Here is a 24653-nt window from a genome sequence, read left to right as displayed (position 1 = left end):
CGGCGTGGCGGCTAGCGTCACGACGAGACGACATCGAGGGAAAGGCGGCTCGCGGTGGAGAAGTGGGCGGAGCAGGTCGGCAGGATCCGGGTGATCGGAACCGGGGTGATGGGCCGGGGCATCGTCCAGCTCGCCGTGACGGCGGGGCTCGAGGTCGAGCTCGCCGACGCCCGGCCGGAAGCGGTCGGCGAGGCCATCGACCAGGTCGGCGCGATGCTGGACAAGCTCGCCTCGAAGGGCAAGATCACCGAGGAGGCGGCCGGGTCCGCGAAAGGCAGGCTGATCGCGGCCGAGGGTCCGCTGGCCCCCGCCGACGGCGTCGACCTCGTCGTCGAAGCGGTCCGCGAGGATCTGGAGATCAAACGCGCGCTGTTCGCCGAGCTGGAACGCGTCTGCGGCCCGGACACCGTGTTCGCCACCAACACCAGCTCGCTTTCGGTCACCGAGATCGGCGCCGCGCTGACCGATCCCGGCCGGTTGCTCGGCCTCCACTTCTTCAACCCGGTCCCGCTGATGCGGCTGGTCGAGGTCGTGCCCGGCGCGCGGACCGCCGCGTGGCTGCCGCCCGCCGTGACCGAACTCGTCCGCGGCTGGGGGCACGAACCCGTCCTCGCCCGCGACGCGCCGGGTTTCCTGGTCAACCACGCCGGGCGCGGCCTCGGCACCGAAGCGCTGCAGATCCTCGCCGAAGGGATCGCGAGCCCGGCCGAAGTGGACCGCGTCGCCCGTGACGTGCTCGGCCTGAAACTCGGCCCGTTCGAACTGCTCGACCTCACCGGTCTCGACGTCTCGCACGCCGTGCTCGAAAGCATCTGGAGCGGCTTCCACGGCGAACCGCGGTTGCGGCCGTCGTGGCTGACGCGTCCCCGGGTCGCCGCCGGGCTCTTCGGCCGCAAGAACAGCGAAGGCTTCTACAGCTATGTCGACGGGCAACAGCAGGTCGAGCCTGAACCGACCGCGCCGAAGGCCCCGAACACCCCGGTATGGGTCGACGACGAACGCCTCGGCACGCTGCTCTCGGCGGCGGGCATCCAGGTGGTGCACTCCGCCTACCCGGACACGGTCCTGATCGTCAGCCCGATCGGTTCGTCCACTGTGGACGCCGCACTCGCGGCGGGTCTCCCGCCGGAGCGGGTCGTCGGCGTCGATCCCCTCGGTGGCTACGCGAAACGACTGACGCTTACCGTCCACCCCGCGCTCGATCCGGCCGCCGGCCGCACCGCCTGGGGCGCGCTCGCGGCGACCGGCCTGCCGGTGACCGTGGTCCGCGACGGCCCCGCGCCGATCGCGCAGCGGCTCCTGGCGTCGATCGTCAACACCGCCTGTTTCATCGCCGGGCAGCGGCTCGCGACGCCGGAGGACATCGACACCGCCGTCCGGCTCGGCCTCGGCTACCCGCGCGGGCCGCTGACCTGGGGTGACGAGGCGGGCGCGGAGCTCGTGCTGCGGGTACTGCGCGGTCTCGTCGCGAGCACCGGCGACCAGCGCTACCGGCCGAGCGCCTGGCTCACCGAACGCGTCGCGCTCGGCCTGCCGCTGACGTCGGCGGGCACCTCGCCGGCGGACCTTCTTCGCTGATACCCCAAAGCGCGTGAAGGCCCCCTTCCCTCGGCTGAGCCGAGGGAAGGGGGCCTTCACGCGCGTTCGCCGCCTACCAGGGGCGGTCGGTCACGGAGCCGTTGGAGGCGTTCCAGAACACGTAGCCGCCCTGGAAGTTGTTCTGCCGTCCGCCGGTCACGGCGATCTCGTCGGTCGTCGGGTAGCGCAGGTACGAACGCTCCCAGCCGAGCGCCGCCCAGCGTTTGCGGATCTCTCCCCACACGCCGTGCGAGTCGGTCGCCATCGACCAGTAGATGGAACCACCCTTGGTGAAGTGGGTGTACCGGCCGACACCGTCCGGCGTCGCCGCCTCGTCCATGGTCGGGTAACCCATGGGCCCGGCTTCCCAGCCGAGCGCCGCCCACCGGACCCGGATCCGGCCGTAGATCGCCCTCGCGTCCGTCTGCACGGTGTAATAGATCGACGCGTCCTTGCTGAAGTGGTTGTAGCGGCCGAGTCCGTCCGGCGTGCCGGCCTCGTCGGTGCTCGGGTAACCCAGCGGTCCGCGCTCCCAGTCGAGCGAAGCCCACTTCTGCCGGATCCTGCCGTAGATCGGGTGGGCCCCGGTGTTCACGGTGTAGTAGATCGACGTCTGCAGGACGCCGGGCCAGACCGGGAAGTGGTTGTACCGGCCGACACCGTCCGGAGTGGACTGTTCGTCGGTCGCGGGCGGCCCGAACTTCACGTGCCCGCCGGCGGCGAGGTACTTCTTGAGGATCTCGCCCTCGATCTGCTTCACGCCCGTGTCCTTCGACCAGTACAGCCGCCCGCGCTCGTAGGTGCGGAAGCGGACCGTGCCGTCGACGGCCTCGGGCGCGGTCGGCGCGCCGAGTCGTTGCGCGAGCGCGGGTTCGTCGCGGTAGCGCTTGTCGATCGGGGTGATGTAGTTCGCCGTGATCGTCTGGTCCGTGGTGCCCATGGTGATCTCGGTCAGCCGTCCGGTCGCGCCATTCGACCAGCCGGTGAACGTCGACGCGCCGTCCGAGGCGACCTCGGCCGCCTGGATCTCCACCTTCGCGCCTTCGACCACCATCGCCGACGAGGCCCCGCCTTCCGGCGTGATGCCCAGCGCCGCGGCGACGTTGCTGGTCAGCGTGAGCCGGTGCTCGCGCGGCTTCGCGATGTAGGTCTTCGAGACCTTCACTCCGGCGCTGTCGGTCGCCGTCGCGGTGAACTCCAGGTTGGAGTCCGTGTGATCGGTGAACGGCATGGCGAACTCGGCCCCGGAGCCGCTCTGGTCCGGATGCGCGTGGCAGACCGCGTTCTCGGGGCAGTGCCGGACCAGGGTGGTCCAGGTGACCGGGAGGGCGCCGTCCTCGGTGTCGGTCACGGTCGCGCCGACCTTGACCTCCTCGCCGACGGCGAACAGGCGCTCACCGGGGTCGGTCATGGTCAGCTTCGGCGAGTGGTTTCCGGGCGCCACGGCGATGTCCGTGCTCCCGGACGCCTGCAGGCCGTCCTTCACCGTCAGCTTGGCGGTGAACTTCTCGGTGCCCGCCGGGTAGGTGTGACTGACCTTCGCGCCGGTGCCGGTGGTGCCGTCACCGAAGTCCCACTCGTAGGTGAGCTGGTCGCCGTCGAAGTCGTACGAACCGCTGCCGTCGAAGGTGACCGTGCGGGTTTCGGGGTTCGTCTCGGAAGTGGCGACCGCGACCGGCGCCTTGTTCCCGGTGGTGTAGCTGAGCCGCCGCAGCAGACCGCTGTAGATGTCGGCGTAGACGATGTCGCCGTTGGCCGCGGCCAGGAACTTGACCGGACCGCCGATGCCGGTGAACTTCGGCGGCGTCTCCTGCGGGCGGACGACGCGGCCCTGCGTGTCGTACTTGGCCGTCCAGAGCTTCTGGGTGGCGTAGTCGCCGAAGAAGTACGCGCCCCGGTATTCCTCCGGGTACGACTCTCCATTGTAGACAATCCCGGCGGTGATGCTGTTGCCGTTGTCGATGCCCTGCCCGTGGCGGATCGCCAGCATCGGCGGGGTGTTCACGGCCGAAGCGCACTGCGGCATCGCGGAGAACCCGTCCGCGGGCTGGTTGCCCTCGAAGCAGGGCCAGCCGAGATTCGCGCCCTTCTGGACGAAGTTGATCTCTTCCCAGGTGCCCCAGCCGACGTCGCCGACCACCGGCAGGCCGGTGCTGGCGTCGAGGCTGAACCGGAACGGGCTGCGGAAGCCGCTCGCGAACACCTTGGAGCGCAAGGAGTTCGGGTTCGCCGCGGAGTAGTACGGGTTGTCGGGAACGCCCGCACCGTCCGAGGTGATGTGGAAGATCTTGCCGAAGATCTTGTCGAGGTCGTACACGTTGAGCGCGAACGGGTCGGCCGCGCCCTGGAACCGGGAGCTGTCGCCGGTCGAGACCCACACCGTGCCGTCGGGGGCGGCCACGACACCGGTGATGCCGTGGATGTCGGTGTTGGCGGTGCCCTCGATGAGCACCTTCTCACCGGTCAGCCCGGTCGGCTCGGCGGTGCCGGTGACCGTCCAGCGCGACGCGCGCAGGGCGATGCCGCCGCCGGCGACGTCGACCGCGCGGGCCGTGTAGACCGTGCGGGAGGTGGCGAAGTCGGGCGCGATCGCGATTCCGACCAGCCCCAGGTCACCACTGCTGCGCACCGGCAGGGTGGCGATGCTCCGGGTCTGCCCGGTGGTGGACACCCACGCGACGTTGCCCTGCTTCCCGGTGGTCAGCATCGAGCCGTCGGGCAGGTAGGCGAAGTCGGTCAGGTCGTACGGAGCCTGGCCGCTCTGCTGGTCACGCAGGACGAAGCCGGGCGGAAGCACCGGCGCCGCGGACGCCGATGTGGACGTCAACGGCACCAGCAAGGTCACTATCAGCAACGTCACGAGGGCGTGACAGAGCGCACGGAATCTCGACGGCATGCAAGGGCCCCTTTCCCCAGTCGAACGTCTCATCGAAGGGGCCCACGTGGACATTTCACACTTTCGAGTGCCTTTATCGAACTGTGATCACCACCGCCGGTCGACCACCTGCCCCGTGCTCCGGTTCCAGGTGATGTAGCCGCTCTGGAAGCTGCTCTGCCGTCCGATGGGAGTGCCGAACTCGTCCGTCGCGGGGTAGCGCAGGTACGACCGCTCCCAGCCGAGCGCGGCCCACCGCTGCCGGATCGCGCCGTAGATCGCGTGCGAATCGGTGGCCATCGTCCAGTAGATCGAGCCCGCCTTGGTGAAGTGGTTGTAGCGCCCGACGCCGTCCGGGGTGGCGGATTCGTCGGTCGCCGGGTAGCCGAGCGGGCCGGTCTCCCAGCCGAGCGCCGCCCACCGGACCCGGATGCGCCCCCAGATCGCGCGCGCGTCGGTCGGCACCGTGTAGTAGATGGACGCCTTCTTGCTGAAGTGGTTGTACCGGCCTGCGCCGTCGGGGGTCGGGAGCTCGTCGGTCACCGGGTAGCCGAGCGGGCCCGTCTCCCAGCCCAGCGCCGCCCATTTGACCCGGATCCGGCCGTACACCGGATGCGCGCCGGTCGATGGCGTCCAGTAGATCGACGACTGCATCGTGCCCGGCCAGTTCGGGAAGTGGTTGTAGCGGCCGATGCCGTCCGGCGTGGCGGTCTCGTCCGTCGCGGGCGGTCCGAACTTCCGATGCCCGCCGAGCGCGAGGTACTTCTTGAGGATCTCGCCCTCGATCTGCTTCACGCCGGTCTCGGCGCTCCAGTAGAGCCTGCCGTTCGCGTATGACCGGTAGCGCACTGTCCCGTCGGCGACCTCGGGCCCGACGGGAGCGCCCAGACGTTGCCGCAGCGCGGGTTCCGCCTGGTAGCGCTTGTCGATCGGGGTGAGGTAGTTCGCGATCAGGGTCAGGTCGTCCGCTGGAACGGTGACGGTCACCGTGCGCGAAGTCCGCCCGTCGGACCAGTTCGAGAACGTCGAGACACCGTCCGCGGCGATCTCCTCCGCCACGACCTCGAACGTGGCGCCTTCGGTCACCATCGCGGTGCTGACCCCACCCTCGGCCGGGATGCTCAGCGCCGCGGCCACGTTGCCGGTCAGGGTCAGCCGGTGCTCACGCGGCATGGCGACGTACGTCCTGCTCGCCGTCACCCCGGCACTGTCGGTCACCGACGCGGTGATCTCGACGCGCGAGTCCTGGTGGTCGGTGAAGGGCACGGTGAACGCCGGTCCGCTGCCCTGCGAGCCGGGGTGCGCGTGACACGTCGCCTCCTCCGGGCAGTGCCGGATGAGGGTGGTCCACGACACCGGCGGCACGCCGTCCTCCATGTCGGTCGCCGTCGCCCCGACGACCACCGGTTCCCCGACCGCGAACGTCCGGGATCCAGGGTCCGACATCACCGGTTCCGGCGAATGGTTTCCCGGCACCACGACGACGTCCGTACCGCCGGACGCGCCGAGACGGTCCGTGACGGTGAGCCGCGCTGTCGCTCTCGTGAGCCCGGTGCCGTAGGTGTGGGTCACGCGGACGCCGGTCTGGCTCGTGCCGTCGCCGAAATCCCAGTGATAGGTCAGCGGATCGCCGTCGAAGTCGTAGGAACCGCCGCCGTCGAAGGTGACCGTGCGGGTTTCGGGGTTCGTTTCGGAAGTGGCGACCGCGACCGGTTCCGCGTTCGTCCCCGGATAGCTGAGGCGCCGCAGGTTGCCGGTGTGGATGTCGGCGTACACGATGTCGCCGTTGGCCGCGGCCGCGAACTTCACCGGCCCGCCGATGCCGATGAACTCCGGCGGCCGCTCCGGCGCGCGCACGAGCCTGCCCTGGCTGTCGTACGTCATCGTCCAGATCTTCTGCGTGACATAGTCGCCGAAGAAGAAGGCGCCCCGGTATTCGTCCGGATAGGACGATCCACTGTAGACGATCCCGGCGGTGACGCTGTTCCCTTCGTCCACTCCGGAACCGTGGTGGTACGCGGTGATCGGCGGCGTGTTGACCACCCCGGCGCAGCCCGCGAGCCCGGAATACCCCGGCGTGGGGGCGTTTCCTTCCCAGCAGGGCCAGGCGTGGTTCGCGCCCGGCCGCACGACGTCCACCTCTTCCCAGGTGTTCCAGCCGACGTCGCCCACGACCGGCAGGCCGAGCCGTGGATCGAGGGAGAACCGGAACGGACTGCGGTAGCCGCTGGAGAAGACCTTGGAGCGATTGGCGTCCGGCGCCGCGGCGGAGTAGTACGGATTGCCCGGGACGCCGGCGCCGTCCGAGGTGACGTGCAGGATCTTGCCGTAGAGCTGATCGAGGTCGAGGGAGCGTAACGCCCCCGGATCCATCCTGGTGAAGTCGGCGGCGTCGCCGATGGAGATCCACAACGTGCCGTCCGGCGCCGTGACGAGCCCCGTGATGCCGTGGACGTTGTGAAACCCGGGAAGGTCGACGAGCACGTGTTCGTCCGTGAGACCGGTGGGGACGTCCGTGCCGGTCACCGTCCAGCGCGCCACCCGCATGGTGAACGCGCCGCCGCCCGTGTCGAACGACCACGCGAGGTAGATCCGGTGTGAGGTGGCGTAGTCCGGCGCGATGGCGAGACCGACGAGCCCGAGGTCGCCGTCGTCGTGGACGGGCAGGTTCGCGACCGTCCTGGCCGCACCGGTGACCGGCACCCAGGCGACCTTGCCGCTCTTGCCGATGCTGAGCACGGAACCGTCCGGCAGATAGGCGAAATCGGTCAGGTCGAACGCGGCCTGACCGCTCGGCTGGTCACGCAGGACGAAGCCGGAAGGCAGAGTGGGCGCTCCGGTCGCTTCCGGAGCGCCCACCCATCCGGGGAGAAGCAGGATGAAAACCGACAGGGCGACGAGTACCCGGCTCCAGATCATCGGCACTTCCCCATTTCCGGCGTGTCCTGGGCACGTCGCCGGGAACGGGGAAGTCATTGCCGCCGGGAGCTTTCATTTATCTCAAAGCAACCGAACCGCAATCGATCGTCACGCGGTGGAGCGATCAGGCGACGACCTGCACCACGTCGCCCTTCTGCAAAGTCGTGAAGTACTTCTGCGAAGCCGCCGCGGACAGGTGGATGCAGCCGTGCGAGTACACCGAGAGGCTGCCGGTGTGGAACGCGATACCCGGCAGGAAGAACACCGAGTTCGGCATCGGCGCGTCGAACTGCTTCGAGTGGTAGTTCTTGACCTTGGCCGAAACGTGGAACACGCCGGTCGGCGTGGCATAGCCCTTCTTGCCGGGCAGTTGCTTGACCGGACCGTAGATGACCTTGCCGTCCTGCAGGAGCCACGTCTTGAGCGCGGAGAGATCCACGCAAGCGCTCACGCCCGGCGAGGCCAGCGCGGCCTTGCACGGCACGTCGGCGGCGTTCGCCGCGGGCTTGGGCGCCGGTTTCGGCGTGGGTTTCGGCGTCGGCTTGGGCTTGGAAGACGTCGGTTTCGGCGTGGCACTGCTGCTGCTCGGCGTCGGCGTAGGCGTCTGGGACGACGACGTGGCCGGGGTCGAAGAGGGCGCCGACGTGGTCGTGGGCGCGCCCTGAGCGACGGCTCCGCCACCGGGCGCGCTGCCGCCGGCGTCGCCCGAACACGCGGTCAGCACCAGCGCGGTGGCCAGTGCGGTCACCCCCACCAGGAACTTCTTCACGACCCTTACCCCCGTTTGTCCGTAGTCCGTCCGACATGGGTAAAGACGGAGCTCACCCGGCCGGGGTTGTTGATCGGCAGGTCACGATCGCGTCTCAGGGCACGCGGCCGACGACCCTCGCGTACATCCGGCCCGGGTTGGCGCCTTCGTCCAGGTATCCGGGCAGCGGCGGCAGGTCGCGCGCGAACACGGCCAGCCGCCCGAACAGTTCGTCCGCGTCGCGGGGCCGCCGTTCCGGGTCCTTCTCCAGGAGATCCGCGAGCAGCACGTTCAGTCCACCCGGGACACCGGCCACTTCGGCCGGGCTCTCCTTGACCTGCTTCTCGAACACCGCGTACGCCGTCGGGCCGGTGAACAGCTGCCTGCCGGTCAGCATCTCGTGCAGGACGCAACCCAGCGCGTACAGATCGCTGCGCGGCCCGGCGATCCCGCGCTGGATCTGTTCCGGCGCCATGTACGCGGGGGTGCCGAGGATCTGCCCGGCGCGGGTGAACTGGGCGACGTCGGTCTCGCGCAGCATCGCGAGCCCGAAGTCGAGCACCTTCACGCTGCCGTCGGGGCACAGCATCAGATTGGTGGGCTTGAGATCGCGATGGCAGATGGAAAGCGCGTGCGCGGCGGACAGCACGGCGCAGGCCTGCGCGGCGATCGCGGCCGCCCACGGCACCGGCAGCGGCCCGTGTTCGGCGGCCAGGTCGGCGACGGTCACGCCCTCGATGAACTGCATGACCTGGTACAACCGCTCGTCGTAGGTGCCGAAGTCGTACAGCGTCGGCGCGCCCGCGTGTTCCAGGGTGGCGAGGATCCGCGCCTCGCGGATGAAGCGCTGTTCGAGTTCGGCGTCCGGGCCGCCGGGAAGGCCGAGGAACTTCACCGCCACGCGGCGGCCGAGATGCCGGTCGTGGCCCGCGTACACCGCGCCCATCCCACCCCGCCCGAGCGGCAGCTCGTCGAGTTCGTAGCGGTCGGCGATAAGCAACCTAGTTCTCCGGCTTGAGCTGTCCTTCGGTGAGCCCGGCCAAGCCTAGCCTCACCAGCTCCAGACCCGATTCCGCCGCCTCGCGCAGGGCGTCCTCGAAGGCGGCGAGCCGGGTGAACGCCGCCCCGTGCGCGCGTTGTGTCTCGATCGGCAGGCGCGGGATCCGGGTGCGTTTGAGGTCGATCCTGGTCGAGGAGGTCGGCGCGATCCGCCCGGCCGCGCGCAGGCAGCCGGCGAGGAACGCGGCGTCCAGCCGTTCGGGGTCGGTGCGGTACTTCGACATCGTCGGCTCCGCGGTGAACGTCTCTCCACTGTGGACATACGCGGGGACGGCGGGCGACGCGACGACATCGCCTTCTTCCACCGACTCCGGCACGGTGAGCACGCCGGACTTCAGCAGCTCCCCGATCGTGACGAACGAGGGTTTCTCGTCGGACACGACCAGCGACGGCGGTTCCGGCCGAATACCCTCGAAACGCTTAAGGATTTCAAGGAAGGCTTCCCCCGCGTGTTCACCGCGCGCCTGATGGCGAACCGGGGAAAGGTCGATCTCCTCGTCGAGCAGATCGATGATCCGGACCGTGCCGGATACGTCGTCACCGCGCAGATATTCCTCCACAATGGACGGATCAGTCGTCAGAAGAAGCCGGGACGGCGGCCGTTCGCCGGATTCCGGCCGCCGTAGCAACCAAAGATCCGCGCCGCCGACCGTGACCACGGCACGCAAAGCCCCGGCACGCAACAGGTTCCCGCGGATCCTCCGCCCCGTGCGACGCCCGGCCGCGGCGGGCGGCATGCGGATCGCGACGAGCCCGCCGGGTTTCACATGCGCGAGACAGTGCTGCACCCACGCCAGTTCCGGTTCGCCGCGCGGTGGCTGGCCGTACACCCAGCGCGGGTCGCCGATGAGATCGTCGTAACCCCATTCCCGTTCGTTGAACGGCGGATCGCAGACGACGGCGTCCGCGAGCACCCCTTCGTAGGAGTCCATCGACAGGGCGTCCGCGCCGTACATCTCCATGTCCGCCCCCGCGAGCAGGAGCCGGTGCGCGGCGATGCACGAGGTCGCCGGATCGTCGACCTGGCCGAGCAGCCGGGTCCCGCCGGAGGCCAGCAGCAGCGTCCCGAGCCCGCACGCGGGGTCGAGCACGACGCCGGGGTCGGGACCGATGAGCCGGGACATCAACGCCGCCACCGGTTCCGGCGTGACGGACAGCTGGCGTGAGTGCGCCTCGACGTACCGTTCGCACAGGAACTCGTAGGCTTCGCGCGCTCCTCGCTCTTCGGCGAAGCGGTCCAGAAGTCCGAGCAGTTCTGCGTCGTCGTAGCGGGGCGAGAAGGTCCACACGCCGCGCCGCGACAGATACGACCCCACCCGGCCGACGCGGTCACCGAGCGCCAGATCGTCGCCGAGGTTCCGCAGCCGCTGCCATACCCGGTCGCCGAGCGAGATCTCGACCGGCTTCCCCCGCTCACGCAGCCAGTTTTCGACGGCGGACAGGGAAAAGAGGGGGCTCGACGCCGTCCCGCCGACGGGCGGCGGAAAATCGCCGTAACGTCGGCGCCAGTTGCTGACGGCGGCGCGGCCGACGCCGGCGATGCGCGCGATGTCCGCCGCGGTGACGGTGGCTTGCTCCTCCATCGCCGCATCGTAACCGACAGCTGACCATTCCAACCCTTTGTTTGTGAACTCAGTACACAGCTGCTTTACTGGGACCCATGAGGTACACCCTTCGGTACGCCGCCGGCTCGGACGTCGGGCGGCGCCGCCAGGTCAACCAGGACTCGGTCTACGCCAGCGCCAGGATGCTGGCGGTCGCCGACGGCATCGGCGGGCAGCCGCACGGCGAGGTCGCCAGCGCCGAAGCGGTCGGCGTCCTGTCCCGGCTCGACTCGGACCTCCGCGGCTTCGACCTCGCGGACGTCGACCTGACCGAGGTGCTCACCGGCGGCCTTCGCGCCATCGACGACCGGCTCTCCGCGAAGGCCGAGCAGGAGCCCGAGACGCGGGGCATGGGCACCACCCTGACCGCCCTGCTGTTCGACGGCACGCACTTCACGGCCGCCCACATCGGCGACTCGAAGGGGTACCTCCTCCGCGGCGGCACGCTTCAGCGCTTCACCCGCGACCACACCCTCGCGCAGGCCCTGGCGGACGACGGGCGCATCGACCCCTCGGAGGTCGAGGGACACCCCCGCGGCTCGCTGTTGATGAAGGCGCTCCTGAGCACCGGCAGCGGCGAAGCGGACATCTGGGCCTTCGACGCCGCCCCCGGCGACCGTCTCCTGCTGTGCTCGGACGGGTTAACGGCAACGGTTGTCGAAACCGTTATCAAGGACGTCCTTGGCGCCTTCCAAGATCCCGCCGAGACCGTCCCGAAGCTGATCGACCTGGCCAACGAAGGCGGCGGACCGGACAACATCACCTGCGTCGTGGCCGACGTTCTCGCCCCCTCGGCCGCCTGAGCCGTCGAAGCGGCAAACGCAGGTCAGACCCGCCTTCGCGGGGCCGAAACGGCATCCGGTATCGTTCCCCACGGAGGATTGGCCGAGCGGCCTAAGGCGCACGCTTGGAAAGCGTGTTGGGTTCACGCCCTCGCAGGTTCGAATCCTGTATCCTCCGCCGTCAGCAAGGCCCCGGACGTTCCGACGTCCGGGGCCTTGTTGATTACTTAGCAGGACCTTCACTTAACAGAGTCAGTTGATCACGCTAAGTTTAATAGTGGTCGTTCCAGCCCCCGACGTCCCAAGGAGTCCGCCAAAATGGCCGGAGTCGAAGAGATCCGCGCTGGTATCGCGCTCGCGAACGAGAAGGCATCCGCGAGCATCGCCGCACTTCAGCAGGCAGCGCAGTCTCTCGAAGAAGCCCAGCTTTCGCTTTCCCAGGCCACCCAGGGCAGCACCCAGCACGAGGTAAGCCAGGCGCACGGGCTTCTCGCCGAAGCTCTGCAAGGCATCACCGGCATGCAGAGCACCATCCAGGCGGGCATCTCGTCGGCCGAGTCGTACTCGACCCGTCTCTGACATGTACCTCGAGGAACTGCACCAGCTGCTGACGGCCGTCCAAACCGGCCTCGCCGACGGACGCGCCCATGCCGAGCGGGCCAGGAGCCTGCTCGAAGAGTCCAGACGCGCCATCGTGGAACCCCAGGCGCAGGCCGTGCCATGGGTGCCGCCGCAGCTGGCGCAGGCCGACGAGGGAATGGAAAACCTCCTGACGCGCCTTTCCGCCGCTGACGACCTGGTCAGCGGTTACCAATCCCGCCTCTGAGATCGGCGAGCCGGTATGGGCAGCAAAGCGAGTGAACAGCGCAATCGCGTCGCCACGGCGCTCGAACGGGTCCGGCAGCAGATCGGGCTCGTCCTCGGCGCCGCCGCCGGCGCCCGTCAGGCCGCCGAGGCGGAACTGGCCAAACTGCAACTGGAACAGCACATCGTCCGGGTGGGGATGAACAACTCCACCTCGGAGCAGTACGCCGAATGGTCGCGGCATCCCGCCGCGAACGAGGTGTTCGGCCTGCTGACCAACGTGCGCGGCCAGTTCTACGCCGACTGGGAAGCGGGCCCGAACGCGTTGCGCGAACTCGTCGCGAGCAACGCGCCAGGGCCCGCGAGCCAGCAGCCGGGCAACTGGCTCGGCCGCGTCGGCACGAATCCCGGCATCACCGCGCCCGGGCTGTGGCGCGTCGGCTCGGCGACCGTGCCGGGTCAGGACGTGCCACGCACCTTCGACGTCGCGGTCCCGCTGCTCGACGAGTCGCATCTGTCCATCACGTCGGCACCGAAGACCAGGGCCGCGGTCGACGGCATCGTGCAGAACCTGCTGATGCGGATCCTGAGCACGTTCGAGCCCGGCGCGGTGCGCGTCCATCTGTGGGACGTCGGGCAGCTGACCGCGATCCTCCCCGACCTGTACCCGCTGAGCCGCACGAGCGCGCTCACCCTGTACGACCCGGGACGCCTGGAGGACCTCCTCGACGAACTGGCCGGGCACATCCGCCGCATCCACGCGACCGGGATGCAGGCGGGGCACACGTCGCTGCGGGAGATCCGGCGGGCGAGCGGCCAGCGCGTCGAACCGTTCCGGGTCGCGGTGCTCTACGGCAACGGCGAGACCCTCGAACCGGAGCGCGCCCGCGAACTGAAACGGGTCGCCACCGGGGCGCTCGCGGCCGGCATCTGCCTGATCCTCATCGACGTGCCGACCATGCTGTCGACGTCGGTCGAATCGCTGAGCCTGCACGACGAACGGCGGGCGATGACCAGCATGACCGGCCCGGACCTGGTCGTCGATCTCGATCCGCCGATGCCGTCCGGGCAGGTCATCCGCGCCGCCGGGCGGATCGCCGAAGCGCTGATCGCCAAACAGGGCGGGCCGCGCGCGTTCGCCGACCTCCTGCCCACCGAGCTCGGCAAGGAGAGCTCGGCGCGGGAACTGCGCGCGCCGGTCGGGTTCTTCGAGGGCGAGCCGGTGGAGGTCGTCATCGGCGACGCCAGCCCGCACGTGCTCATCGGCGGGCCGAGCGGTTCGGGGAAGACGAACTTCCTGTATTCGCTGCTCGGCAGCCTCGCGGCGCGGTACTCGCCGGACGAGCTCGCGCTGTACCTGCTGGACTTCAAGGAAGGCGTGTCGTTCGCCGGGCTCGCGCCGGGACGGCGGGACGCCAGCTGGCTGCCGCACGCCAAGCTCATCGGGGTCAACGTCAACACCGACCGCGAGTTCGGCCTGGCGCTGCTGCGGTTCCTCGCCGACGAGCTGCGCCGCCGGTCGGCCGCGGCGAAACTGCACGAGGTGACCAACCTCGCGGACCTGCGCGAGCAGGACCCGGGCGGGCACTGGCCGCGGATCGTCGCGGTGATCGACGAATTCCAGTACCTGTTCGCCGGCCGCGACGGCGTGACGGCGACCGCGACCCAGCTGCTGGAGGACATCGCGCGGCGAGGCCGGTCTCAGGGCATCCACCTCGTGCTGGCGAGCCAGGACGTCGCCGGGATCGAGGCCTTCTGGGGCAAACCGGCGGTGTTCGAGCAGTGCACGCTGCGGATCGCCATGCCGAAGGCGCGGCGAGTGCTGTCCGAGACCAACAACGCGGCCGTCTCCGCGCCGAAATGGCACGCGGTGATCAACCACGACTCCGGTGTGGCGCACGGGAACCAGCTCGCCCACGTCCCGGACGCGAGCAGCAAGGACGTCTTCAACAAGCTGCAGCACCGGCTCTGGGAGCGGTACTCGGAGTCGTTCAAGCGGCCGAGGCTGTTCGACGGCGCGCATTCCCCAGTGCTGGAACAGTTCCCGGCGTTCGCCGACCTGAAGCCGACGGACAAACCGCGGGCGCTGCTCGGCCAGTCCATCGACGTCGACGAGGCCGCCTGCGGGGTCGAACTACCTAAGGCGCCGGGGCGGAACGTCGCCGTCCTCGGCGCGGCCACGGCCGAGGCACTGTCCATCATGGACTCCGCCGCGCGTTCACTGGCCCGGCAGCATCCGCACGGTTCGGTGGAGTTCGTGCTCTCGTGCCCCATCGAAGCGTCCGTCCCCGCGGTCTCCGAGCTGGTCGACCGCCTGCGCGCGGAGGGCCACCAAGCGACACTCGTCGACGATCTTCCCGCCCGGGTAATCGATATCGCCGAGAACCTGTCCTCTTTGGACAGAGCACAGGTGCTGCTGCTGTACGGCGTCGACGCGTCGATCCCCGCGCTGGAGGCGAAGGCGCCCGGACAGCTCAAGAGCGGTTTGGATCAGTTGCGGGTGCTGCTGAAGCAGGGTCCGACACACGGCGTCCACACCATCGGCTGGTGGCGCAGCATCGCCCGGCTGAAGGACACGCTCGGCTTCGCGGGCACCGACGACATCGGCACCTGGGCGGCGTTGGACGTCCAGGGCAACGAACTGTCGCCGTTCGCCGCCGGGCAGGTGGTGCACTGGTCACCGCGGCCGGGCCGCGCGCTGTTCTTCGACCGCACCACGCACGGTGCCCCTGAGGTGATCATCCCGTTCCAGCGTCCGGAAGGGCTTCTCGATGGATGACGGCATCACCGCGGCCATGCGGTACAAGGAGATCGTCGGCCTCGCGCGCGCTTCGGCGGAGAACCTCCGGAACTGGGAGATCGGCCGCGCGGACGAACTGGAGGCCCGGCTCGCCGAGGCGCACCAGGCCGTCGCGGACGCCGCCGAACGCGAGCAGCGCGCCGTCGACCGGTGCACGCGCTGGTGGAAGATGGCGCAGCACAACGTCGAAGGTCTGTCGTGGCTGCCGGAGGACGAAGACCCGCGTCCGGTGCCGACCGCGCGGGCCGGGTACCTGGAGAAGTACCTGGAAGAGGTCAAGCCGAGCTACCAGGAACTCGTGCAGGCCGTCCTCTCCCTGGGCTGGCGCGCCAAACGCTCCTGACCCCTCCTCGTGATCAGACGGACGACACACGTGATCGGACGGACGACACGTGTGATTGGAGGGACGACACACGTGATCGAGGGCGGAACTCGCGTGATTGAGGGCGTAACTCGCGTGAAGGCCCCCTTCCCTCGGCTGAGCCGAGGGAAGGGGGCCTTCACGCGGGAGAACTACGGCTTCGGCAGGTAAGGGCCGAAGACCTTCTCGAGGTAGTCCGCCAGGTCCCAGAACGCGTCCTGGACCGGGTTGCCGGCACTCGGCCGGAACCGCAGCACCTGCGGGTCGTGGTCGCTGGCCTGCGTCGCGAACTCGGCGTTCAGGTGCACGACGTCGTAGTCGAGCCCGCGCGGCGCCCTCGACGCCAGGATGTGGTCCAGCACCTGCGACTGACCCTCGAAAACGTAGCTGTACCGCTCGTTCTCGGGCAGCGACGCGATGAGGTCCTTCAGCGCTCCACCGGCGGTCAGCGTCTGCACGGCGGGCGAGAACGGGTAGTCGTTCAGGTCACCGGCCACGACGATGTTCGCGTTCTTGTCCGAAGCGAGCAGCTTGTCGACGAAGCCGCGGAGCAGGGTCGCCTGCTTGCCCCGCTGCACCTCGGAACTCCGGACCGGCGGCTGGTTGCGGCCGTGCGTCGGCTGGTCGCCGCCCTTGGAGTTGAAGTGGTTCGCGATGACGAACACGGTGCGGCCCTGGAAGACGAACTCGCCGACCAGCGGCTTGCGGCTGTCCTCCCACGCCTCGTTCCCGGGCTCGACGCGGCCGGGCGAGACGGTCAGGTGGGTCTTGCCGCGCTCCTTGACCACGCCGACCGGAGTGGTCGCGTCGCCACCCTTGCGGTCCACAAAGGACACCCGAGCCGGGTTGAACAGGAAGCCGACGCGGATGTTGCCGCCGGGCTGGCCGCCGTCCTTGCCGTTCTCCGGGTCGATCTGACGCCACTCGTAGCGCGGCCCACCGGCGGCGACGATCGCGTCGACGAACTTCTGCAACGTCTGATCGGCGGCGACGGTGCCGTCGTTCGTCGGCCCGTTGTTGTCCTGGATCTCTTCCAGGTTCAGGATGTCCGGCTTCGCCAGGTTGCCGACGACGGCCTTGGCCAGCTCTCCGAACTTTTCGTCACTGTCCAAAGCAGACAGGTTCTCGACGTTGTAGGTCGCCACGGAAAGCTCACCGCCGCGCTGCGGGCGGGTGCTCTCGCGCTGCAACCCGTTGTCCTTGGCGGCGCCGAGCTTCGTCGCGAACAGCGTGTAGCCGCCGAAGTTGCTGTACTCGACCGGACCGGAGGTCTCGCCGGTGAGCACGTCACCGGTGTTGACCTTCGGGAACGGCTGCTGGGCGAACGGGATCAGCGACGCGACCTTGAGCACGCCGGTGTTGAGCCGGTCGTAGTTCAGGTACACCGCGCCGCCGCGGACGCTCGGGTTCTGCTTCGGCTTGGTGGTCACGTAAAGCTCGTTGAACCGCGAGGTCGGGCCGACGACGCGCGCGTCGGAGACGCTGACGATCTCGCTCTCGTGCGTCTCCCAGAAGTCCAGCGAGTACTTCGCGGGCTCCAGCGGCAGCGGTTCGATGCTGCCGCCCGGCGCGGGGGCGACGGTGTCCGGAACCGTGTCCGGCGTGACGACGGTCGGTGCGGGAAGGGCTTTTCCGCTCGACTGGACCGTCCACTGTGCACTCGTCAGCTCGGTGAGAGACTGGTACGGCGAGGTCGCGGGCGCGTCCGGGTAGAACTCGCGGACGGTGCCGGTGGCGGTCACCGCGTCGCCGACGGCCACGGCCGGCGTGGTCGAGCCGGTGAAGACGAACAGGCCCTCGCTGGTGCGCGGGTCGGTGTCCGGTGCGGTGTCGGTGATCCAGAACCCGCGCGCCGAACCGAAGCCCCGGATCGCGGTGACGACGCCGGTGACCCCGGCGACCTTCCGGTCCTTGAGCGGCGAGATCCGCGTGGTGCCCTGGATGTCGTGGATCTTGGCGTCGACCGGCGGCGGGCCGGTCTCGCCCGGCGTCTCACCCTTGCCGTTGGTCGGCGTCGGCGCGCCGGAGGCGAAGTCGGCCGCGTTGTCGTCGGTGTCCGCGAGCGTCGTGCCCCTGGCGACGGACGCGGTGTTGGACGGCGCGGGCGCCGCGGCCCCCTCGCGGATGACGGCGGTGGAACCGAAGCCCACCAGATCCTTGATCCGGCTGTCGGCCGCGCAGTCCGCGGCCGTCTTGCAGGTCAGCGCCGTGGTGCCCTGGACGAGCGCGATGGTGCCGGCGGTCGCGGACAGGGCCAGCGAACCGGTGGCGTCTGGCGTCGGCAGCGCGACCGTGCCGCCCGAACCCTTCGCCTGCGCGATGAGATACCGCGCGCCCGGAGCGACGCTGCCGGTCAGCGGCGTGACCTGCCAGCTGTTCCCCGACGCGGGCGCGTACTGGACGCTGAAGCCGTCGAGGCTCACGGCGGCCGCGCCGCGGTTCGCGAGTTCGACGAAGTCGTTGGTCAGCGTGGCGCCCGAGTTGCCACCACCGCCGTAGACCTCGGCGATCACGGCGTCGGCGCTGGGCGCGGCGAGCGCGGCCGGAGCGGTCATGCCGCTCACGACCAGGCCCGAGGCGACGGCCACGGTCAGGGCTCGTCTCCGGGCAGCATGTCGGGATGTGGTCACGCTGAGTCCCCTTTTCGCAAGATCGGTCGAGGCATACTCCCCCGAACAAGTGAAATGAGGAAGACGTCAAGACAACGATTCGTCACCACTAGCCCGGTCGGATCCTCGCGTGAGAAGATCGGACTCCGCCGCCTGTTACCGACAGGAGGCGTTTTTCATGCGCGGACTGCTTTGCGTGCTCGTCGCGGCCGGTCTCGTGATGCCGGTTCCCGCGGCGGCCGCCGAACCACCGGGGAAGGCGGCTTTCGACGTGATGACCCCGGCGAGCACGGTCGCGTCACGCACCGACCGGCGGCCGAACGCGGGCGGGATCTTCGACCCGGTCGCGCGCAAGACCTTCATCTCGTGGTCCGGCAAGGCCGCGGACACCTACGTGCAGGCGTACGACCACCGGACCGGCGTCTGGACGGCGCCGAAGAAGATCGCCGACGGCGAGTCCGATCCGCACAACTACCCGACGATGCTGTCGGCGGGTGACGGGCATCTGCTGATCTTCCGTGGCATGCACAACAAGCGGACCGTGATCAGCCGCGCGCCGCTCGCGCATTCCCTCGACGGCACCTGGTCCGACATCGAGGTCCCCGAGGGGGCCGCGGCGAGCTACCCGATGCCGGTGAAGACCGCCGACGGCACGCTCTTCCTGTTCTACCGCGAGACCACCAACGAGCTGGATCCGACGGCGAACTCCGACTTCCGTCCGATGAAGTACCTCGTTTCCCGCGATCACGGGAAGACGTGGCGGAACTCGGTGCAGCTGACCGGGAAGCGGTGGGCGTTCGGTTCGCTGGGCCGGTCGGACCACATGGACGAGATCTACGTCGGGCAGTTGCGGTACGTGCCGTCGTCCGGGCGGATCCACTTCGCCTACACGCTCGCGGGCGGCGGACCGTCACAGCACAAGCACGACGTCTACCACCGGAACGTCTATCACCTGTCGTTCGACGTCCGGACCCTGCACTTCTTCTCCGCGTCGGGCCGCGATCTCGGCACACAGGTCGACGACGCCGAGCAGGAGCGGTACCTCAAGGTCGTCGAGACCCCGCTCGAACTCCCCGGCGGGCTCAAGTCGCCGGATTACATCCTGCAGGTCGGCATCCAGCGCGACGGCAAGCCGTTCGTCACCTGGTTCCAGTTCGACGCCGCGGGCTCGCCGCGCGATTTCGCGGGCGCGTGGAACGGCCGGAACTGGGAAGTGCGCGAAGTCGCCAAGGGACTCCGATTGCGTGAGATCGAACAGCTCAATGGCGGCACTTGGCGCGTTTATGGAACGCGCGACGGACAGCCGGGCATCGAAACGTTCTTGCTCGGGAACGGCCGCGTCTGGACGCCGGAAACCTTGATCACCACACCGAAACCGGTCCAGCGCGTGGAAGTGATCACCGGTTTCCGGGACCCCGCCCGCATTCTGGCGACCGGCGCGTCCAGTGCCCGTGACGTCTCCGTGGCCGACGGTGACATTTATGTCGCGGGAACCCCGCGGAAATAGCCCATTGGTGTTCCGCTGCCTTAAATGAACCTCAAGTCGGGGTACAACCCGGCATTTCCGGAGCTACCTTTGGCGACGTGAGCGAGGACACAAATCCTCCCTCACGTCGCCGGAGGAGGTGTCCGATGAACTGGCTCATCGTCGGTACGGCACTGGTTCTGCTGCTGACCACCGCCTTGGCCGTCGACCTGCGCGACCGGAAACGCGGCGGGCGCCCGGTGGCCCCGTTCGGCGGGGCACGGCTCGACGCCGTTCTGCGCGAGGCCGATCTGGGCGAACGACTTCTGGACGCTCACCGGGGAGGGTGAGCAGGGGGAACTGGGGGCGCACCGCCGGTGCACGGGACCCGTCGGGGGAGGACGGAGCCCGTACACCGGCGGTGTGTCATTTCCGCCTCGTGAGTCTTTTCAAGCCGGCGACCGCCGCCTTGCCCGCACCCTTCGCGCTCGCCGCGAGGAACGTCGTCCAGTCGAAGTAGTCGCGCCACAGCACGATCCGGCCGTCGCGCACTTCGAACGTGCCGCACACCCAGAACTCGGCCTCCCACGAACCGCGCCGCAGGACGTCGGTGCGCTCGGTGAGCACGATCGGCCCGTCGGCGGCGATGTGGTGGGTGCGCGCCTCGAACCCGCTTCCGTAGCGGGCCATGGCGCGCAACTGCTTCTCCACCGCCGAAAGGCCGCGAGCAGGCGGCAGCGGGACGTTCTGATAGACGATGTCGATCGCGACGAAGCCCAGCGCGCGGTCGATGTCGAACTCTTCGAGAGCCTGAAGGAAACCGGTCACCACGGTCTTCGGATCCGTCATGTCCACCGAGGCTAATCCGGTTTTGAACCGCCGGAAGGTCACAGCCGTATCACAGGACGGGGAGGGGCCGGTTTTCCCGACAACGGAGGTATCGATGCGACGGCGACTGCCGATGGCCCTGTTCGCGCTGGTCGCCTGGGTGCTCGCGGGCTGCTCGACGGCCACGGGCGCGGCACCGGCGACACCGGGCGCCAACCAGGCCGACATCACCTTCTCCCAGCAGATGGTGCCGCACCACCAGCAGTCGATCCAGGTCGCGAACCTGGCGTCGGAACGGTCGGCGTCCGAGTACGTGAAGGCCACCGCGGCCAAGATCGTCAAGGCGGAGTCGGCCGAAGTCCAGACGATGACCGCGTGGCTCCAGTCGTGGAACGCGGCCGTGCTCCCCGCGGCGGGTCACGCCGGGCACGCGATGCCGGGGATGATCACCGAAGGGCAGGTCGCGTCCCTGCAGAACCTGACCGGCGCCGAATTCGACAGGATGTGGCTCCCGCTGATGGCCGAGCATCTGCGCAACGGCGTCGCGATGGCCAAGACGGTGCTCTCTTCCGGCGAGCACGCCGAGACGAAAGCGCTGGCACAGGAGATCGTCGAGAACCAGACGGCGGCGATCGACGAGATCACCGCGCAGCTTCCTTGACCCCCTGAAGACCCCGGAAGACCCTCCGGTATTGTTCTCGGCGGTGGCGTGTCCGAGCGGCCGAAGGAGCACGACTCGAAATCGTGTGACGGTTAATACCCGTCCGTGGGTTCAAATCCCACCGCCACCGCAGCGAAGAGCCGGTCTCCACGGAGACCGGCTCTTCTGTGTTCGCGGCTACTTGTTGAACTTGTCCTTGAGGTCCTGCACGCCGCCTTCCGCGCGGTCGCGAAGTTCGTGCCCGGCCTCCTTGACCTGGCCCTCGGTCTGGTCGGCCCGGCCGGAGTTCGCGAGGTCCTGGTTGTCGGTCTTCTCGCCGAGCTTCTCCTTGGCGGCGCCGATGGCCTGCTCGGCCTTGTCCTTCGCCTTGTCGAAAACGCTCATGGCGGATGTTCCTCCTTCGACTGCGGCCACCGTCTGCGGCCGCCTGTCCGGAGGGTTACCCGTGTCCCGGGGTCCGACACATCCTTCACCCGGTGCGGTTACCCCGTTGCCCGTGGAAGAAGGCTTCGAGCAGGGCCGCGCATTCGGCCTCCAGGACCCCGCCGACGACTTCCGCGCGGTGGCTGAGCCGCCGGTCGCGGACGACGTCCCACAGCGACCCCACGGCCCCGGTCTTGGGCTCCCAGGCGCCGAAGACGACCTTCGCGACCCTGGCCATCACGAGAGCGCCGGCGCACATCGTGCACGGCTCCAGCGTCACCGCGAGCGTGCAGCCTTCGAGCCGCCAGCCGTCGCCGTAGATCTTCGACGCGGCCCGCAGCGCGAGGATCTCCGCGTGCGCCGTCGGGTCGCCGAGTTCCTCGCGCGCGTTGCGCGCGGAAGCGAGCGGGGTCCCGTCCGGGGACAGGACGACGGCGCCGATCGGCACGTCTTCGCCCGCACCCCGCGCCGCGACGATCGCCGCCCGGACGGCGGCGATGTCGGCGGCGGAGGCGGCGGGGCTCAGATCTCGTCCAGGATCTTGGTGAACTCGGCGGCGAAGCCGCATCGCTGCGCGACCATCTGGAGTTGTTCGTCCGGGTAGAGGTCGACCTCGCCGACGATCACCTGCAGCTCGGCCCCTGGCAGTCCGAGGTCGGACAAGATCTCCAGGTCGCCTTCCGGCCAGACCGCGTCGTCGTCCTCGTCCGGCGGGTCGACTCTCAGCACGTCGAGGACGTCGGCGGCGATGTCGTAGTCGAGCGCCGCGGCGGCGTCGGACAACAGCAGCGACGGGCCTCTCGGGCTCGGCCGGACGATCACGAAGAACTCGTCGTCCACCGCGAGCAGCCCGAACGCGGCCCCTGTCGAACGCAGTTTGCCGAGCTCGGTGATCGCAGCGTCGAGCTCGCCGAGCGCCCCCGGATCAAGGGAACTGCACCGCCATCGACCGTCCTCCCGCACCACGGCCACCGCGAACCCCGTGATCGGCTCTTGCACCGCCATGCGCACACCGTATTCCGCCCGCATTCGGAACGCACGCACGGTGCGCCCGAAGCGCCGCATGCGCCACTATCGAGACATGACCGGACCCACCGACCTGCCCACCCTCCCCGACGCGCGCTTCGCCGGATTGCTGGACGAAGCCCGCGCTCTCCAGACGAAAACCGTAGAGCTCCGCCGGGAGATCCACCGGAATCCGGAGATCGGTCTCGACCTGCCGAAGACCCAGGCCTCGATCAAAGCCGCCCTCGAGGGCCTGCCGCTGGAGATCACCGAGGGCAAATCGACCACCTCGCTGACCGCCGTCCTCCGCGGCGGGAAGCCGGGGCCGGCGATCCTGCTTCGCGGCGACATGGACGCGCTGCCGCTGCACGAGGACACCGGGCTCGACTTCGCCTCCGAAGACGACGGCGCGATGCACGCCTGCGGGCACGACACCCACGTCGCGATGCTGGCGTCGGCCGCGCGGCTGCTTTGCGAGCACGTCGACGAGCTGGCCGGGTCGGTGGTGTTCATGTTCCAGCCCGGCGAGGAGGGCGAGCACGGCGCGCGCCACATGATCCACGAGGGCGTGCTCGACGCCGCGGGTGAGCGGGTCGAAAAGGCGTTCGGCCTGCACATCTTCACCTCGGCCGCGTCCGGCGTCGTGCAGACGCGACCGGGCCCGATCATGGCGTCGGCGAACAGCTTCCACGTCACCGTCACCGGCCGGGGCGGGCACGGCTCGGCGCCGCACCAGGCGATCGACCCGGTGCCGGCGGCGGCCGCGATGGTGGGCGCGCTGCAGACGATGGTGACCCGCAAGGTCAGCGTGTTCGAGCCCGCGGTGGTGTCGGTGACCCGCATCGAGACGGGGACGACGACGAACATCATCCCGGAGACGGCGTTCCTGGAGGGCACGATCCGCACACTGTCCGAGCGGACGCAGGCGTTCGTGCGCGAGGAACTGCCGAGGGTGTGCGAGGCGGTCGGCGCGGCGCACGGCGTCAAGGTGAGCGCCGAGGTCCTCCCCGGCTACCCCGTCACGGTGAACGATCCCCAGGTCGCGGCGCGGGTGCTGGAGCTGGCGGGCGAGGTGCTCGGCGCCCGCAACTCCGAGGTCATGGAGAACCCGGTGATGGGCGCGGAGGACTTCTCGTACGTCCTGCAGCGGGTGCCGGGCGCGTTCGCGTTCCTGGGGGCCTGCCCGCCCGATGCCGACCTGGCCACGGTGGAAGCGAACCACTCGAACCGGGTGGTCTTCGACGAGGACGCGATGGCCAACGGCGTGGCGCTGTACGCCGCCTTCGCCCTGGACGCCCTTCGCTAGCCATTACACAACAGCGTTGATTTAATGGGTGCCATGAGCGATGACACCCTGGCCGTCCTGGCCGCACAGGAGGAGCGCCTGGTCTTCCGCCGGTTCGACAACGAGACCGCGCTGGAGCTGGGCGCCCACCTGCTCGCGGCGGCACGGGACCGCGCCCTCCCGGTGACGGTCTCCGTGCGCCGCGGCGGACAGCGGCTGTTCCACGCGGCGTTGCCGGGCACCTCGGCCGACAACGACGCGTGGATCGACCGCAAGAGCCGCGTCGTCGACCGATACGGGCACAGCTCGTACTTCGTCGGCGAACAGTTCCGCGCGAAGGGCACGACGTTCGAAGCCGACTCCCGGCTCGACCCGGATCTGTACGCCGCGCACGGCGGCGTGTTCCCGGTGATCGTCGAGGGAGTGGGGCCGGTCGGCACGGTCGGTGTCTCGGGACTGCCCCAGGCCGATGATCACGCGTTCGTCGTCGAGCAGCTGGAGATCTTCCTCGCCACTTTGTCCTAAGTGGACTGTCCAACTCGGTATGACGGCAGGGTCCGGGCTCGCCGCCAACGGCACCTACTGGCGGTCTTGCGTGACTGGATGGACGACACACGTGATCCGACGGACGACACGCGTGTCTGGACGGACGACACGCAGTGACGGCCCCGCCGCGGGCGTGTCGTCCGTCTGATCACGTGGAGTTGCCCCTTGGGGGCAGACACCTTGATTCCAGACAGGGGTCTGGAGGGAGGATGTCCTGGTGTCCCGCAGGTCGAAGTATCCGGAGCAGTTCCGTCGTGACGCCATCGAGCTGGTGAACTCCAGTGACCGGCCGTTGCGGCAG

Annotated in this window: 21 protein-coding genes and 2 tRNA genes; 13 read left to right on the top strand and 10 right to left on the bottom strand. The window is 69.2% G+C overall.

Features of this window, described 5'->3' with window-relative positions; genetic code table 11:
- The first annotated feature begins 54 nt into the window (after positions 1-54).
- On the top strand, positions 55-1578 hold the full coding sequence (locus tag DMC61_RS34875) for a 3-hydroxyacyl-CoA dehydrogenase (protein ID WP_125694757.1): 1524 nt from the start codon (positions 55-57) through the stop codon (positions 1576-1578).
- A gap of 73 nt (positions 1579-1651) precedes the next feature.
- Here DMC61_RS34875 and DMC61_RS34870 read toward each other — a convergent pair whose 3' ends face one another.
- The 5 genes from DMC61_RS34870 to DMC61_RS34850 form a co-directional block, all read right to left on the bottom strand.
- Positions 1652-4474 (bottom strand): PQQ-dependent sugar dehydrogenase, encoded by a 2823-nt coding sequence (locus tag DMC61_RS34870; protein WP_125694755.1) that lies wholly within the window; start codon positions 4472-4474, stop codon positions 1652-1654.
- An 87-nt stretch (positions 4475-4561) separates the two neighbouring features.
- Positions 4562-7372, bottom strand: a complete 2811-nt coding sequence (locus tag DMC61_RS34865; protein WP_125694753.1) for a PQQ-dependent sugar dehydrogenase — start codon at positions 7370-7372, stop codon at positions 4562-4564.
- Between the two features lie 124 nt (positions 7373-7496).
- Positions 7497-8141 (bottom strand): L,D-transpeptidase, encoded by a 645-nt coding sequence (locus DMC61_RS34860; RefSeq protein ID WP_125694751.1) that lies wholly within the window; start codon positions 8139-8141, stop codon positions 7497-7499.
- A gap of 94 nt (positions 8142-8235) precedes the next feature.
- Entirely contained in the window at positions 8236-9120 is an 885-nt protein-coding gene (locus DMC61_RS34855; RefSeq protein WP_125694749.1) for a serine/threonine-protein kinase, read from the bottom strand.
- Between the two features lies 1 nt (position 9121).
- Positions 9122-10762: an N-6 DNA methylase gene (locus DMC61_RS34850; protein ID WP_125694747.1), complete on the bottom strand. Its 1641-nt coding sequence runs from the start codon at positions 10760-10762 to the stop codon at positions 9122-9124.
- A gap of 77 nt (positions 10763-10839) precedes the next feature.
- Here DMC61_RS34850 and DMC61_RS34845 point away from each other — a divergent pair, with 77 nt between their 5' ends.
- From DMC61_RS34845 to DMC61_RS34820, 6 genes are all read left to right on the top strand, one after another.
- A complete protein-coding gene (locus tag DMC61_RS34845; RefSeq protein ID WP_125694745.1) occupies positions 10840-11586 on the top strand; it encodes a PP2C family serine/threonine-protein phosphatase in 747 nt (248 codons plus the stop codon).
- Positions 11587-11658: 72 nt separating this feature from the next.
- Positions 11659-11743 (top strand) — tRNA-Ser (locus DMC61_RS34840).
- 140 nt (positions 11744-11883) lie between these two features.
- The gene (locus tag DMC61_RS34835; RefSeq protein ID WP_005167132.1) at positions 11884-12144 is read left to right on the top strand and encodes a hypothetical protein; all 261 of its coding nucleotides are present in this window, start codon (positions 11884-11886) and stop codon (positions 12142-12144) included.
- Position 12145: 1 nt separating this feature from the next.
- Positions 12146-12391: a hypothetical protein gene (locus tag DMC61_RS34830; RefSeq protein WP_016337967.1), complete on the top strand. Its 246-nt coding sequence runs from the start codon at positions 12146-12148 to the stop codon at positions 12389-12391.
- A 15-nt stretch (positions 12392-12406) separates the two neighbouring features.
- Entirely contained in the window at positions 12407-15148 is a 2742-nt protein-coding gene (locus DMC61_RS34825; RefSeq protein ID WP_125694743.1) for an FtsK/SpoIIIE domain-containing protein, read from the top strand.
- Positions 15141-15512 (top strand): hypothetical protein, encoded by a 372-nt coding sequence (locus DMC61_RS34820; protein ID WP_016337969.1) that lies wholly within the window; start codon positions 15141-15143, stop codon positions 15510-15512. The genes DMC61_RS34825 and DMC61_RS34820 overlap by 8 nt, the downstream gene beginning before the upstream one ends.
- Positions 15513-15682: 170 nt before the next feature.
- Here the strand turns inward: DMC61_RS34820 and DMC61_RS34815 are convergent, their stop codons facing one another.
- Entirely contained in the window at positions 15683-18085 is a 2403-nt protein-coding gene (locus DMC61_RS34815; RefSeq protein ID WP_233595062.1) for an endonuclease/exonuclease/phosphatase family protein, read from the bottom strand.
- 232 nt (positions 18086-18317) lie between these two features.
- Here DMC61_RS34815 and DMC61_RS34810 point away from each other — a divergent pair, with 232 nt between their 5' ends.
- Together DMC61_RS34810 and DMC61_RS34805 are read left to right on the top strand one after the other, a co-directional pair.
- Entirely contained in the window at positions 18318-19646 is a 1329-nt protein-coding gene (locus tag DMC61_RS34810; RefSeq protein WP_125694741.1) for a BNR-4 repeat-containing protein, read from the top strand.
- A gap of 125 nt (positions 19647-19771) precedes the next feature.
- Positions 19772-19954: a hypothetical protein gene (locus tag DMC61_RS34805; protein ID WP_037334852.1), complete on the top strand. Its 183-nt coding sequence runs from the start codon at positions 19772-19774 to the stop codon at positions 19952-19954.
- A 76-nt stretch (positions 19955-20030) separates the two neighbouring features.
- Here the strand turns inward: DMC61_RS34805 and DMC61_RS34800 are convergent, their stop codons facing one another.
- A complete protein-coding gene (locus DMC61_RS34800) occupies positions 20031-20453 on the bottom strand; it encodes a limonene-1,2-epoxide hydrolase family protein (RefSeq protein WP_199750170.1) in 423 nt (140 codons plus the stop codon).
- 94 nt (positions 20454-20547) lie between these two features.
- Between DMC61_RS34800 and DMC61_RS34795 the strand changes: the two genes are divergently transcribed.
- Positions 20548-21093, top strand: coding sequence for a DUF305 domain-containing protein (locus tag DMC61_RS34795; protein ID WP_125694739.1), 546 nt, complete (start codon positions 20548-20550; stop codon positions 21091-21093).
- 42 nt (positions 21094-21135) lie between these two features.
- Positions 21136-21223, top strand: a tRNA-Ser gene (locus DMC61_RS34790).
- A gap of 47 nt (positions 21224-21270) precedes the next feature.
- Here DMC61_RS34790 and DMC61_RS34785 read toward each other — a convergent pair.
- From DMC61_RS34785 to DMC61_RS34775, 3 genes are all read right to left on the bottom strand, one after another.
- Positions 21271-21477, bottom strand: coding sequence for a CsbD family protein (locus DMC61_RS34785; protein WP_125694738.1), 207 nt, complete (start codon positions 21475-21477; stop codon positions 21271-21273).
- A gap of 85 nt (positions 21478-21562) precedes the next feature.
- Complete coding sequence (locus tag DMC61_RS34780; RefSeq protein ID WP_233595055.1) at positions 21563-22084, bottom strand: nucleoside deaminase; 522 nt, start codon at positions 22082-22084, stop codon at positions 21563-21565.
- Complete coding sequence (locus DMC61_RS34775; RefSeq protein WP_197684721.1) at positions 22039-22521, bottom strand: tRNA adenosine deaminase-associated protein; 483 nt, start codon at positions 22519-22521, stop codon at positions 22039-22041. The genes DMC61_RS34780 and DMC61_RS34775 overlap by 46 nt, the downstream gene beginning before the upstream one ends.
- A gap of 76 nt (positions 22522-22597) precedes the next feature.
- Here DMC61_RS34775 and DMC61_RS34770 point away from each other — a divergent pair, with 76 nt between their 5' ends.
- Positions 22598-23827 (top strand): M20 family metallopeptidase, encoded by a 1230-nt coding sequence (locus DMC61_RS34770; RefSeq protein WP_125694736.1) that lies wholly within the window; start codon positions 22598-22600, stop codon positions 23825-23827.
- A gap of 33 nt (positions 23828-23860) precedes the next feature.
- Positions 23861-24331 (top strand): heme-degrading domain-containing protein, encoded by a 471-nt coding sequence (locus DMC61_RS34765; protein WP_125694734.1) that lies wholly within the window; start codon positions 23861-23863, stop codon positions 24329-24331.
- The last annotated feature ends 322 nt before the right edge of the window (positions 24332-24653 follow it).

The sequence above is a fragment of the Amycolatopsis sp. WAC 04169 genome (genome assembly GCF_003947535.1).
In the GTDB taxonomy this organism is placed as follows: domain Bacteria; phylum Actinomycetota; class Actinomycetes; order Mycobacteriales; family Pseudonocardiaceae; genus Amycolatopsis; species Amycolatopsis keratiniphila.
The sequence above is the reverse complement of the archived record's forward strand: the minus strand, read 5'-3'. Positions and strand labels throughout refer to the sequence as shown.